Genomic DNA, 13,564 nt, shown 5'->3' on the forward strand with positions numbered 1-13,564 from the left:
AATCTAAAAATCCGCTTACTTCCTTTTTGGAAAATGAGCGGGTTTTTAGTTATAACGCATATAGATTGTAAATTCGGGAATAAATTGAAGAGAACTTTTTCGCTGGTGCCATTAACACAAATGAAGATCACACAGATGTTAAATTCAAGCGGGACAATCCTTTATTCCTACTCTGCTATTCAATAAAAAAGACTAAATCCCTATCCTTTATTAGTCAGAATAATCCGAAAAAACCATTCTGTTTATATATTCTTTCAACTATACTAGTAATGTATTTGAAAATAATGATAGTTTGGGAGGGGTTCTGTTGAAAAAATTATGGATGTCTTTTGTCGTAATAATGTTCTTTGTGTCAGCTCTGTTAACGTCTCAAGCAAATGCAGCTGACACCGTTCCTGGAGGTCCATCGACAAATGGAAACACAAGCATGGACAGTATGATTACATACGATGATATGATTAAAGAACTGAAGAAAATCGAACACACAAGTAAAGGGAAAGTAGAAGTATTCACGTTAGATGAATACGGAAAGAGTGAACAAAACCGAAGCTTCTACGCAGCTAAAGTGGGTACAGGTCCAATTAAAATTTGGGTACAAGCTCAAATTCACGGAGATGAAAAATTAACAACGGATGCCGTATTAGAACTGTTAAAAACTTTTGGAAGCAGCGGATCTAAAGATATTGAAAAGATCTTAGAAGAAACAACTATTTATGCAATTCCAATGTATAATCCGGATGGAAGCATCATGAACACACGAACAACGCTGCTTCATGATGAAAATGGACAACCAAGAGTGGACAACAGAGGTCGTAACATGACGATTGATTTAAATCGCGATTGGGCAGAAAACGGGTTTCAAGCAAAAGAATCACTTGTCTTCTACAAATACTGGGCAGATGTGAAACCAGATTTCGCTGTGGATCTTCACCATCAAGGATTTAAAACAGTTTACGGAACAAATGAATCAACATCCATGTCGCTTGGGATATCATTAGCTCCAAATGGACCGACTTTACCAGGTATTAAAGATGGCTTATACAATGACCTTACGCGCCAAATGAGCGTCTATGTATACGATGCATTAAAAGATTACGGATATATGCATATTGATCGTTACCAAACTGGCAGTGGTGATAAGAGATACGAAATTGACATCAAAGGCGGAGTTGTTTCCGCAATGATGATGGGCTTAAACTACGACAATATCAATCCAAATAATCACAGCAACCCAGCCATCTTCTTTGAAACAAAAGGCAATACAAGAGATGGAAATCTCGGCCAAAAATCAAACGGGTATTTAATCAAACAAAATTATCTTGGATTAAAAGCCTTACTTTACGGCTTAGCCACAGGTGAAGTAGAAAAGGTTAATCCAAACCGTTGGGAAGAAGAGATTCCGGCATATCCGTTAGCTGGGTATCAAACGGATACAGGGATTACACCGGTAATCTATTAAAAAATATCGAAGCCCCATAAGGAGTAATCCTGTATGGGGCTTAGGCGTTTATTTCGGTTTCATTAGTTGGAATGGAAGATCATTTACCTTTAGTATCGGTGAGATTTAATACTGGAATGAAATAGAAATTTACTAATATGATGCTTAATGCTGGCTGTTTTTTTGCAATTTAGATACAGACTTATATAAAGAAATCTGGCTGATACTTGATTTAGAAAATGCGATCATACGAATAATGTACGGAAGTGAAATCTGTATTGAACAAAAAATAATTACAATATTAAAAGACTGAACAATGTGCATTCAGCCTTTTCAGGTTTTCGTATACAGGGCAGCTTGATCGTAACCGTTGTATTATTTATCCAATGAAACCATAAACAGTCCAATAATCGCCAGTACATCCATTATATAATGGACAATCATAATAGGAACTAATCTTCTGATTTTTAAGTAGACTAGGCCAACAACAAATGCGAGAGGAAGCATAGATACAAAATGCCAAATCATAAACTTGTAATCATTTATCGTAATAGGCAGAGTAATATGTTGAAATGCTAAGAAGAAGGAAGATAATATAAGTGCAAGAATTTTTGAATTAAATTGGACTTCTAATCTTGATAAACAATACCCCATATATAGTGGTACTTCTACTAATGCATTTGTAATAGGGAAAAGAATAAGCCCAATAATTGCTGCCCAAATGGGTAATGGTTGAATTATATTATCTGGTGGCATGAAACTGCCATACATAAAGAAACCAACACCATTCAATCCGATGCCGCCCACTACTCCACCAATGATCAATACCCACCATACAGCTTTTAGATCTTGTATTAATTTACTTTTGTCAAAATGGATGATATCAAGGTAACTTTTATTTTCTCGTTTAGCTAAAAAAGAAATTAAGAAATAACAAATTATGTTTGATAAAATAGCAATTATTGGCCACCATGGAATAGACTCCACCCAAGAAATGCTGAAAATGAGTATAAATAACGTCTGTATAAAGCCAAATAATAGCGTCCTTACAAAAAGAATAAGGATCGGTGCTTTAGAAAGGCTCACATGATGGTGTACTTCGGATTTCATTTCAGGATTATTCATATTATCCCCTTTTAATTTCCATTTTATTAGTTTTTTACTCTAGAATTCTATTTGTTTATTGACAATTCCTTTTATTAAATAATCTTTTTGCATAAATTGTTGTTTTTAGAGTATGCAAATACTGGGCAAATGTGAAGCGAGATTTCGCTGTGGATCTTCACCATCAAGGATTTAAAACAGTTTATGCAACAAATGAATCAGCACCATGTCTTTTGGAGTTTCATTAGCAGAAAATGAACCAACTTTACCAGGTATTAAAGACGGCTTATACTATGACCTTACACGCCAAATGAACGTCTATGTATACGATGCATTAAAAGATTACGGGTATATGCATATTGACCGTTACCAAACCGGCAGTGGTGATAAGAGATACGAGATTGACATCAGAGGCGGAGTTGTTTCTGCTATGATGCTGGGCTTAAACTACGCCAATATCAATCCGACTCATCACAGCAACCCAGCCATCTTCTTTGAAACAAAAGGCAATACAAGAGATGGAAATCTAGGCAAGAAATCAAACGGACATTTAATCAAACAAAATCACCGTGGATTAAAAGCCTTACTTTACGGCCTAGCCACCTGTGAAGTACAAAAGGTTAATCCAAACCGTTGGGAAGAAGAGATTCCTGCTTACCCGCTAGCTGGGTATCAAACAGATTCTGGAATTGTTCCGGTGAGTTATTAACAAAGAACGAAGCCCATAGGGAGTCTGATACTGTATGGGGTTTTTCGTGTATTTTTGTTTCTTTAGTTTAAACAGAAATGTATCAAAAAAGGAGCCTCCCTCTAATATTCTCGTGTAGTTTAACTCTTAAAAACGGGGGCATGCATCATTTTTGGGAATTTCAAGTTTGAACTGGTGGCAGGCTCTGTCTATGAGTAGCAGGGAATCCTTTATTTCTATTAAATCCGCACTTTTTGCGAATGAATAGGACAGAGAATCCGTTATTAATGAAAAAGATGAGAAAATAGACATATTTTCAAGCATTAGCGGAATCAGAGTCCGTTCACCTCTATAGAAACAGCCTTTTAGGGTAATCAACGGAACGAGTGTCCGCGCTTTCGTAAGCAGATAGACGGAAATGTGGACATACATTTGCTATTTCATGCTACATCTGTTACTGTTAGAGAGAATTATTTTTGTTCTATATCAGATTGAGAATAGATTTTGTTTTTCGTCTAAGGTTATTTGAGCAAGGATAGTAACAAATTGTGTGGGATTCCGCACTAGGAGGAAATAATTATGGAACAAGGTAAAGTTAAGTGGTTTAATGCAGAAAAAGGATTCGGTTTCATCGAGCGTGAAGCAGGAGAAGATGTATTCGTACATTTCTCAGCAATCCAAGGCGAAGGTTTCAAATCTTTAGACGAAGGTCAAAGTGTAACTTTTGATATTGAACAAGGACAACGTGGCCCACAAGCTACAAATGTTCAAAAAGCTTAATAATTGCTAAAGACAGACCCTTAATGTTGGGTCTGTTTTTTTATATTTTTAAGCGAAAAACAAAAAAACCTATTCAAAAAATGAATAGGATTTTTGCAGTAACAAACACGAAACAGTAAAAAGTATAAATGGTAGACTAAGTATAACACAGTAAGGTAGTAATCCCTAATTTTTACGTTTTTTCGTTCTGCACTATTATATATTGTCTACGATCCAGAAAAAGCGCCTGACCCCAGTGCGTTAATCCATTAATATAATGGGGAATGGCAGCGGATCTTTCTTGAGAACAGGTGCCAGACCCCCGGTACGGTAAGAAATTAATAAATAACACAGCCCCATACGGAGTAATAATCCTGTATGGGGCTTTTGATAGGACCAGAGGGAGGCATTGTATCAACAGCGAAAGAATCTATGATTTTTTAAAGGCATTTATGAATGGACACTTTTTTCCAAAAGAATATTTTAATGATCTAAAAAATTGGAAGATTCTTTTTGGCCCAGGGTTATTTTTTATGGTGTGGGGGATAGCAGTCAGCCCATATCTTTTAAAGAGTTTAGGGAGGGGTTAATTGGACATTGGGGTCAAACAGGTGCTTTTGCGTTTTACCATCCAAAGACGGATCTTTATTTTACAGGAACCGTTAATCAGTTTTATTGGCATAGAATCGCGGCAAAGATGATGATAGAAATTATTAAGATGTTTAAATAGTTATCAGAAGCAGGTTTCCGCTAAGGATACCTGCTTTTTCGTATTTCTCCCACCCAGCTTAAGATAAAACGCAGGGATCCACCTTTAAAGAAGGTTTTACTGGAAAAATAAAGAATATATTTATGGTGATAATAGAAAGGAGTGGCGAGTTTGCAAATAAACAAAACAAAATGGAAATATGTTTTAAAAATAACATTATTCTTTTCGTTTATTCAGGCGAATCTTATCCAATTAATAAGAGTCTTATTTGGTGATTTGACTTTTGAATACGAAGCAACCTTACTGATGATCACTGCTTGGATTCTTGGTTCGATTGCTGTAACGATCGTTCTTTTTCCAATAGGTATTTTCTTTGGTTTGTATTTTTGGAATAAAGGTAAGAAGGGGCAAAGTTTATCTCTATTATAAAACTTTGCTATTTACATGATGACGGGGAAATTCACCTTACAGACTCCTCATACTAACAATCAACTTTAATTCCCGGTGTATTTTATCCACCTTGGAATATTTAAATAGTTTTGGCTTTCAAACAATCAATTTGATATAACAGGTTTTCAACATCCTTGATGATTTTTTCTTAAGGAATAAAGGTAATGAGCAGCCATATTTTAAGGGCGAAGAAGAATATGATGTTTGTCGTTGAGGTTGGGATTTAGCTTGGGAGAACCAGAGGAGCCTAGCTTTCTTATATAGGGCTAGGTTTGTTTCGAGTTAAGTTTGTGAATACTTGATAAAACCGATTTAGTTTAACTGTTACGGTTATCCTAGTTTATTTCCTGAATTTTTGATGATGTGATGTGAAAAAATACACCAAGAGAAAAGATACATGCATGCTTCAATAAAAGTAAAGAAAACTTCCATTATGAACTGCATCCCAATTGTTAGAAACGACTAACAATTGGATTACAGTTTACTTTTGAGTAGTTTTTCAATCCCGCATCGCCCCTGCTTCCCGCGAAGTCATCGCACCTTGTCCTTCACTCACATCTTTTCTAATTTCCTGTTTCACTTTCTGTGGATCAGTTCCAACAAATCCTGATTTCAAATTAGAACCAGAACCCAAATTCTTATTAGCTTGTTGATTCGGCTGCATACTATTCCTCCTCAATTGATGTCTTAACCTTTATATTATTTACCAATATCACACATATATCCCAAGGATTTACTCATTCGATCAAGTTACGGATGCTTTTTTCCAATGATTACAATCAGAAATACGCATGCGGTTCACCATTCAAGGCAACCATTTTAATGTATAATAACCAGTACGATTTAATCGGAAATTATCTACAAGTAGTAAATAACAAGGGGAAACCAATGACAACAACCAAAACACACATCAAAGAATGGCAGCAAGCCATACAACAAGAGATTAACCACTTAAAAAAGTTCGGCGGAAGCCGCTATTCTATCATAAAAGGAAGGCTGTTATCAAACGATGGCCCGTATAGCTACTATTTTGATACATCCACCTCATTAAGGATACCCGTTGGTTCCTCGATAAAATTGGAATGGGGAACGATGAAAACTAGTGGAAAGGTGCTTTCCTCGGAGGGCAGGGGAATTATTCTTGCTTTAGAGCAGAACTTTGGCGACCTCATTCCGGATGCGTATCTGCTGCATGACCCTTGGGAATTGCTTGAACAATTAATCGAGCGTTTGGATGAAATCAAAAAAAATAAACAAAAGCGGATGAGAGTGAAGAGATTGATGAATCCTTCCATGGAAACGAAACATCCTGAGGAAAAGATTCAGAGTAATGTCCATGAATTGGTTTTACGGTCCAAATACAATCCGGCCACTTTCGTCTGGGGGCCCCCGGGAACCGGAAAAACATATACTTTGGCCAGAACGGCAGCTAATAAATATTTTCAGAAGAAAAAAGTATTGATTTTGTCGCATAGCAATCAAGCAGTTGATGTTCTGATGGGTGAAGTGACAGATTTTATTAAGAAGAAAGAACGATTTCGTGAAGGAGATGTGCTTCGCTATGGCGGGAACATTGGGGAAACTCTGTCGGCCCACCAAGAAATTACGACAAATCTGCTGATTGAAAAGCAGGACCCGCTCCTTGCCAAGGATAGAGAGAGGCTGGTTGAAGAAAGACGCCACTTAAAGCAAGACTTGGCTCATTCTTTTAGTAAACGAGACTCGGATCATCTGCTTGAACTAGAAACAAAAATTGCTAGGCTGCTGGAAAAGGTTCGGAAGGAAGAAGTTCAGTTAGTCAAAGAGGCGTTCATTGTCGGCACAACGCTAGCAAAGTCGGCTAGTGACAGCGCTATTTATGAACAGGATTATGACCTAGTCATCCTAGATGAAGCGAGTATGGCTTATGTACCACAAGCTGCTTTTGCTGCAGCCTTGGGCAAGCGAGTCATTATTTGCGGCGACTTCAAGCAATTGCCTCCGATTGCCGCAAGCCGGGATCTGCTTGTGGCCACATGGCTGAAAGAGGATGTGTTCCATAAGGCGGGAGTGGTAGATTGGCTGAATGACGAGAAGCTTCATCCGCAGCTTTTTTTATTAAAAGAACAGCGGAGGATGCACCCTGATATTTCAGCTTTTACGAATCGGTACATCTATCATTCGCTGGTTGGCGATCATGAAAGTGTCTTTAATAGCAGAAATAAGATCACAAGCCTTGCTCCTTTTAAAGAGCGAGCGGCTGTGCTTGTAGATACGAGCTTCACGGGCCTGCATTGTATAAGTGACAAAGCAACCAATTCCAGGTTCAATCTATGGCAGCTGTTGTTGTCTTTTCAATTAATTCATGAAGCATACTTGAGTGGAGCTAAATCGATCGGGTATGTGACTCCATACCGTGCTCAAGCGAATCTTATGGAGCAGCTGTTGGAAGAGATTTATGAGAATGAGCGCAGCCAAGCGGATATCATTGCGGCTACTGTCCACCGATTCCAGGGAAGTGAACGGGATGTGATGATCTTTGATACGGTCGATAGTGCCCCGCAAGAACGCGCTGGTATGCTGCTGACTGGCAAGGAAAGTGAACGTTTGATTAATGTGGCCATTACGAGAACGAAAGGAAAATTTCTTCACGTTAGCAATAGAGATTTTATCGAAAGTCATGTTTATCGGGGAAAAACACTGCGGCAGCTCGTTGACCATCAAGTAAGGAACAAACAAACGGTGACAACGAAAGAAATTGGCTCATGGATTCGCAATCAACACCCAAAATTAAGATGGATGCATGCACGAAAATTAGAAGCTGTTTTTCGGGACATGAGATCGGCGAAGTCATCTATTACCATCTCCTTGCCGGAGGGAAGCGAGTTATCTGAAGAATGGTCTAAGCAGTTATTAAATAGAGAAAAACGAGTAAAATTGACCTTTATTACGAAACAAAAGTGGAGCGAGTGCGACATCTGGCTGGAAAGGAGCTTTCCCTTTCCGTTTGTGATCATTGACGGGAAAGTTTTGTGGCTCGGAATTCCGCTTGAAGGCGCCAGAGGAGTCCAGCCTCCTTATGTAGCGGCTAGGCTTCGTTCGAGTAATGTGTGTGAATACATGTTAAAACAGATTTAGTGAAGCTGCTTTGTGATAGGGAAAAAGAATGTGTTGTTAGCACACTCATTTATGTGAAAAGAATCGAGTCCATTTTAGAAAGGCAACTACCCATTGTGAGTTGCCTTTTTATTATTATGGATGATTTGAAACATGTGGAGTCACACTCGGATTTCTGAAAGCCATGTTCAAAATATAAAGACACTTCACGTTTGGTAAATCGAGGCATTCATGGTTAAATAGTCTGTAAGCAAATATCTTATAATTGCAAAACTGTTCAAAATTCCACACAAGCAGGGGGAAGCATATGATTAAGGAAAGGCTTTGGACGAAGGACTTTATTATCGTTTCTTTGATCAATTTTTTATTAACGCTTGTATTTTTTTTATTGATTGTAACGATTGCTCCTTATGCTGTTGAAAAATTCGATGCCTCAACGAGTATAGCAGGGCTCGTATCAAGTATTTTTATTATTGGTGTTTTGATTGGCCGGTTAGTAACAGGACGTAAGATTCAAGATGCAGGGAGTAAGAAAGTTTTATTTACGGGTTTGATTTTATTTATTATCACAACGGCCTTATATTTTGTTGCCGTTCATTTACCGTTATTGTTACTGAATCGATTTCTGCATGGAATAGCGCTTGGGGTTGCTAGTACGGCTACGGGAACGATCATTGCCCAAATTATTCCGAAAAATAGGCGAGGGGAAGGGATTGGCTATTATAGCTTGAGTTCTATTTTAGCTTCTGCCATTGGCCCTCTAGTGGGAATTCAACTTACACAATATGGGGATTATTCAATGGTTTTTATATTTAATTTAATACTATCTATCTTTTGTTTATTCATATCCTTTACTTTGAAAATACCAGTTTCTCAATCAATGAAGGGAAATCTTGAAAAAGCTGGTCAGGGCTTTAAAATTTCTAACTTCCTTGAACCAATGGTTATACCCATTTCAATTGTTGCCCTTGTCATTGGTTTTTGTTATTCAGGTGTGATGTCATTTCTCACTTTTTACACGAAGGAAATTCAATTAGTTGAGGCTGGGAGCTTCTTCTTTCTTGTATATGCCATCATTATTATTATTTCAAGACCTTTTACAGGTCGATTAATGGATCTAAAAGGGGCAAATATTGTTGTCTATCCTTGCCTCATCATTTTTTCAGCAGGAATGGTCCTATTTAGCCAAGCGCATAGTGGATTCGTTTTACTATTGGCGGGTGTCCTTATTGGCTTAGGATATGGAAACTTTAATTCTATTGTTCAGGCAACAGCAATAAAAATCACTGTGCCTCATCGTTTAGGATTAGCTACATCAACTTATTTTATTTTATATGATTTAGGTCTTGGAGCAGGGCCTTATTTGCTTGGATTCCTCGCTCCAATCATTGGCTACCGGGGACTTTTTTTAGCGATGGCCATGGTAGTCTTATTATCTATTATTCTGTATTACTTCCTGTATAGCAGAAAGGAAAGAGAGATCTACCAAAGCATTGCAAATAGAACTGCTTAGCAGGAATTCATTATTTAGTATCGGCTGACTCAATAGTTACGTTTTCATTCATCGAGTTGAATAATTAAATCTAAGAAGGTGCTTATAAGTGCTGGCGAAAGAATTAGATCCAAACGAGTATTATATAGAGTCACCCGAAGAGTTAAGAAAATTATATAAACGAGTGTTGTTTGTTGTCAGTCTATCACAAATTTTTGGTGGGGCTGGACTTGCGGCAGGTGTGACTGTAGGGGCTCTCTTAGCTCAACAAATGCTGGGAACGGATGCCTATGCTGGAATTCCCTCTGCATTATTAACTTTAGGGTCAGCCGGAGCCGCTTTAATCGTAGGAAGGCTTTCACAAAGATACGGACGACGTACTGGTTTAGCGACAGGATTTATGGTTGGTGGATTAGGAGCTATTGGCGTAGTGGTTGCTGCGATGTTGAATAGTGTGATCCTTTTATTTGCGTCTCTCGTAATCTATGGTTCAGGAACTGCGACAAATTTGCAAGCCCGTTATGCTGGAACGGACTTAGCTGATAAGAATCAACGAGCAAAAGCGATAAGTACAACGATGATGATGACAACATTTGGAGCGGTTGCCGGTCCGAATTTAGTAGGAATTATGGGGGAATTTGCACTTTTCATTGGTGTGCCAGCTCTTGCCGGACCATTTATTTTAGGGGCTGCAGCCTTTAGTTTGGCAGGGCTTGTCCTTTTTATCATGTTGCGTCCTGATCCATTAGAGATTGCGAATAGGATTGCCATTTATAAACAAGCAAATGGGCATGAAAAGAAAACAGATTCCTTTAACACAGGAAGTAATAAAAGTGGACTTTTGGTTGGTGCGACTGTGATGGTTTTAACTCAAATAGTCATGGTTGCCGTTATGACGATGACACCCATCCATATGAAACATCATGGGCACAGTTTATCTGATGTGGGAATTGTGATTGGATTTCATATAGGTGCTATGTATCTCCCTTCACTTGTAACAGGGATCCTTGTTGATAAAATCGGCCGAACAGCGATGAGCATCGCTTCAGGTGTTACACTGTTATTCGCTAGTTTATTAGCCGCTTTTGCACCGGGTGATTCCATGATTCTATTAGTCATTGCTCTTTCTTTACTTGGATTAGGGTGGAACTTCGGCTTAATTAGTGGCACCGCCCAAATCGTTGATTCAACAGAGCCTTCCACACGTGCAAAAACTCAAGGGACACTTGATGTCAGTATTGCTTTAGCAGGCGCTTCTGGGGGAGCTCTTTCAGGAATGGTAGTAGCAAGTTCAAGTTTTACGATATTATCTTTAAGTGGAGGACTATTATCACTAGCTCTTATCCCTGTTGTGTTTGGGTATCGCAGGTACAAAAATAATGCGGTTTTAAAATAAATCCCCCCTTAAAAAGGCACGGTTAATAACAAACGGTATGGAATTCTATTGTTATCTTAAATAGATTATATATTTGCTGTCATTCACAGAAATGACAGAACAGCCCTTGCTGCACAGTATGTTGGGGTGCTTCACGATATTCATATAGGTATGAAACACGAATGGAGAATACAAAAAAGGGGAGCAGAATAAAATTTCTACTCCCTTTTATCAGGTGAAAATTAATTAACAATCTTCTGCTTTATAATGATGTAAAGGTGGTGGAATAAGCCATCCTTTTTCTTTATTTAGACGGAGAACTTTAGCTCCAAGTGCTGCCTTTTGAATATGAAACTGGCCAAACATCATTGCAATATCTTCTCGAATGGATTGCCCCATTATTGTACTGCACGCTACTAATCCTGCAGCAATGCTCATTGAAAGGCCAGCAGCTATTTCAGGATCTGCAAAACGTGCCCCAACAGGAATATCCTCTAAGCAAGCATTAGGTCTTTCTGGAGGTGTTGGAGGTAATCCAACTCCATTCGCTTTTAACAAAGCTTCAATCTGTTTGATTTCTTGTTGTCCTCCTTGAATGGCCTCCTCAAGCAATTTCTGTAAATCTTCATCACCAGCATGATTTAGGTGAGTTTGATACCCTGCAATTGCCCCTTTAGCCGTTAAAAGAAACGACCAGGTGCTAAATACTTCCCCATAATGCATAGGTTCATCTGTTGGATTTCCACTTAATATTCCCATTTTAATCCTCCTAATCAAATTCATTTATAGTGCCTCCTTTCGCCAAAGCACATGTTTTTATCATTCGCCTTTCGCAGGTTATTCATTCATTTTTTTGTGGCTTCGAAATAAAGCTCGATCATTATGTTGACAATAAAATTAGATCAGAAATCCTGTTTTAAAAAATAAACAAAAAACGGGAAACAATTTCTAATCCCGTTTCGTCTGTTAAAATGAAAAGGAGACTTATTGGGAGGGTAAAATGGGAGAAACAGATTTTATATTCATAATCAAAATGATTTTAATTGGGATAGTGCAAGGTTTTACAGAACCAATTCCCGTATCGTCTAGTGGACACGTAATGATTGTCAGTGAGATTTTAGGGCTTGGTGAACAAGGTCTTACCTTTGCTATATTAACAAATACAGCTTCACTGCTTGCAATCCTTTATATTTACAGACAAGATATTGTGAGACTTACTGCTAATTCAATTCGTTATTTAAAAACGAAAAATCAGAGCTATAAGAGTGACTTTCGCTTTGTTTGCTTTATTATCATTGGTACTATTCCAGCAGGAGTTCTTGGGATTTTATTAAATGACTTTATCGCAGAAAATGTTAGTATGGCTACCATTGCGGTGATGCTCTTCGTCACAGGAATTGCCTTGTGGTTCATTCGCAATATGAAAGGAACAAAAGGCGAGAGTAATATTAAGATTAAGGATGCGTTCATTGTTGGTTTAGGGCAGGCTGTCGCCTTAACACCAGGGATTAGTCGTTCAGGTGCAACGATTATTTCATCAATTGCTGTTGGAATGAAACAAGATACGGCACTTCGATTTTCATTTATGTTGTATATTCCAGTGAGCCTCGGAGGCGTTATACTTGGTTTTTCCGATTTTTTAAATGAACCAAATAAAGCAGACTTAGCAATTCCATATTTAGCTGCATTTGTTGCCACACTTTTAATGACCTATTTTGCGATGAAATGGTTTATGGGAATAATGAAAAATGGAAAGCTCGTTTATTTTACATATTATTGTTTCATTGTCGGGGCATTACTTCTTATTTTCTTCTAAAAGGATTAGGCGCTTTCCTGTAACAAGGATCAGCGCTAATTTTTCATTATAGGGCCACTAAACGGGCCATAGCAATTGTACCTATTTTAATATCTATTTTAAGTAAAGGGCAAAATTAATTTGGAGGGGTTTGATATGTTAAAAGAGGCGATATTACCGGAAGCAAAAGAAGCTGCTCAACTTGCTTTATTGCTTTGGCCAGGTCACACTTTAGAAGAATTTATACAAGAAATGACGCATCTTATTGCTCAGCCTGACGCAATTGTTATTTTAGCTTATCATGAAAGCGAAGCAATTGGGTTTGCACAATGCCAACTGCGATATGATTATGTTGAAGGGACTAGTTCAAGTCCGGTAGGATATTTAGAGGGACTTTACGTAAAAGAGGCTTTTCGTAAACAAGGCTTTGCTAAAAATCTAGTTAATGCTTGTGAGAAATGGGCTAAGAAAAAAGGTTGTCACGAGTTTGCTAGTGACTGTGAATTAGAAAATGAAGAAAGCTTAGCAATGCATCTTAAATTGGGGTTTAGTGAAGCAAATCGTATTATTTGTTTTAAAAAGATGTTATAGGGACAGACGAGAAGGTAATTTTTCTACTGTAATCACTATTAGGGAAAGTGCATCGAAGCCCAGCTTT

12 protein-coding genes are annotated in these 13,564 nt (G+C 38.0%); 9 read left to right on the top strand and 3 right to left on the bottom strand.

Annotated elements, in window-relative coordinates; all coding sequences use genetic code 11:
- Positions 1 to 307: 307 nt before the first annotated feature.
- Positions 308 to 1,459 carry a M14 family zinc carboxypeptidase gene (locus RRV45_RS05495; protein WP_315667774.1) on the top strand — a complete coding sequence of 384 codons (1,152 nt, stop codon included), beginning with the start codon at positions 308 to 310 and terminating at the stop codon, positions 1,457 to 1,459.
- A 354-nt stretch (positions 1,460 to 1,813) separates the two neighbouring features.
- Here RRV45_RS05495 and RRV45_RS05500 read toward each other — a convergent pair whose 3' ends face one another.
- The gene (locus RRV45_RS05500; protein ID WP_315667775.1) at positions 1,814 to 2,563 is read right to left on the bottom strand and encodes a CPBP family intramembrane glutamic endopeptidase; all 750 of its coding nucleotides are present in this window, start codon (positions 2,561 to 2,563) and stop codon (positions 1,814 to 1,816) included.
- A gap of 205 nt (positions 2,564 to 2,768) precedes the next feature.
- Between RRV45_RS05500 and RRV45_RS05505 the strand changes: the two genes are divergently transcribed.
- The 3 genes from RRV45_RS05505 to RRV45_RS05515 all read left to right on the top strand — a co-directional run bounded on the left by RRV45_RS05505 (position 2,769) and on the right by RRV45_RS05515 (position 5,127).
- Positions 2,769 to 3,251, top strand: coding sequence for a hypothetical protein (locus RRV45_RS05505; protein WP_315667776.1), 483 nt, complete (start codon positions 2,769 to 2,771; stop codon positions 3,249 to 3,251).
- A 558-nt stretch (positions 3,252 to 3,809) separates the two neighbouring features.
- Entirely contained in the window at positions 3,810 to 4,010 is a 201-nt protein-coding gene (locus tag RRV45_RS05510) for a cold-shock protein (RefSeq protein WP_315667777.1), read from the top strand.
- Positions 4,011 to 4,869: 859 nt separating this feature from the next.
- A complete protein-coding gene (locus tag RRV45_RS05515; protein ID WP_315667778.1) occupies positions 4,870 to 5,127 on the top strand; it encodes a hypothetical protein in 258 nt (85 codons plus the stop codon).
- Positions 5,128 to 5,647: 520 nt separating this feature from the next.
- Here RRV45_RS05515 and RRV45_RS05520 read toward each other — a convergent pair.
- Positions 5,648 to 5,812: a hypothetical protein gene (locus RRV45_RS05520; protein ID WP_315667779.1), complete on the bottom strand. Its 165-nt coding sequence runs from the start codon at positions 5,810 to 5,812 to the stop codon at positions 5,648 to 5,650.
- 224 nt (positions 5,813 to 6,036) lie between these two features.
- On the opposite strand from RRV45_RS05520, the gene RRV45_RS05525 reads away from it, so the two are divergent.
- From RRV45_RS05525 to RRV45_RS05535, 3 genes are all read left to right on the top strand, one after another.
- A complete protein-coding gene (locus tag RRV45_RS05525) occupies positions 6,037 to 8,265 on the top strand; it encodes an AAA domain-containing protein (RefSeq protein WP_315667780.1) in 2,229 nt (742 codons plus the stop codon).
- A gap of 286 nt (positions 8,266 to 8,551) precedes the next feature.
- Positions 8,552 to 9,757: an MFS transporter gene (locus tag RRV45_RS05530; RefSeq protein WP_315667781.1), complete on the top strand. Its 1,206-nt coding sequence runs from the start codon at positions 8,552 to 8,554 to the stop codon at positions 9,755 to 9,757.
- Positions 9,758 to 9,845: 88 nt separating this feature from the next.
- A complete protein-coding gene (locus RRV45_RS05535) occupies positions 9,846 to 11,132 on the top strand; it encodes an MFS transporter (RefSeq protein ID WP_315667782.1) in 1,287 nt (428 codons plus the stop codon).
- Positions 11,133 to 11,357: 225 nt separating this feature from the next.
- Here RRV45_RS05535 and RRV45_RS05540 read toward each other — a convergent pair whose 3' ends face one another.
- A complete protein-coding gene (locus RRV45_RS05540; protein ID WP_315668939.1) occupies positions 11,358 to 11,870 on the bottom strand; it encodes a DUF3231 family protein in 513 nt (170 codons plus the stop codon).
- Between the two features lie 241 nt (positions 11,871 to 12,111).
- Here RRV45_RS05540 and RRV45_RS05545 point away from each other — a divergent pair, with 241 nt between their 5' ends.
- Together RRV45_RS05545 and aac(6') are read left to right on the top strand one after the other, a co-directional pair.
- Positions 12,112 to 12,927: an undecaprenyl-diphosphate phosphatase gene (locus RRV45_RS05545; protein ID WP_315667783.1), complete on the top strand. Its 816-nt coding sequence runs from the start codon at positions 12,112 to 12,114 to the stop codon at positions 12,925 to 12,927.
- 135 nt (positions 12,928 to 13,062) lie between these two features.
- Positions 13,063 to 13,497, top strand: a complete 435-nt coding sequence (aac(6'), locus tag RRV45_RS05550) for an aminoglycoside 6'-N-acetyltransferase (RefSeq protein WP_315667784.1) — start codon at positions 13,063 to 13,065, stop codon at positions 13,495 to 13,497.
- The last annotated feature ends 67 nt before the right edge of the window (positions 13,498 to 13,564 follow it).

The organism is Bacillus sp. DTU_2020_1000418_1_SI_GHA_SEK_038, from assembly GCF_032341175.1.
In the GTDB taxonomy this organism is placed as follows: Bacteria; Bacillota; Bacilli; order Bacillales; family Cytobacillaceae; genus Cytobacillus.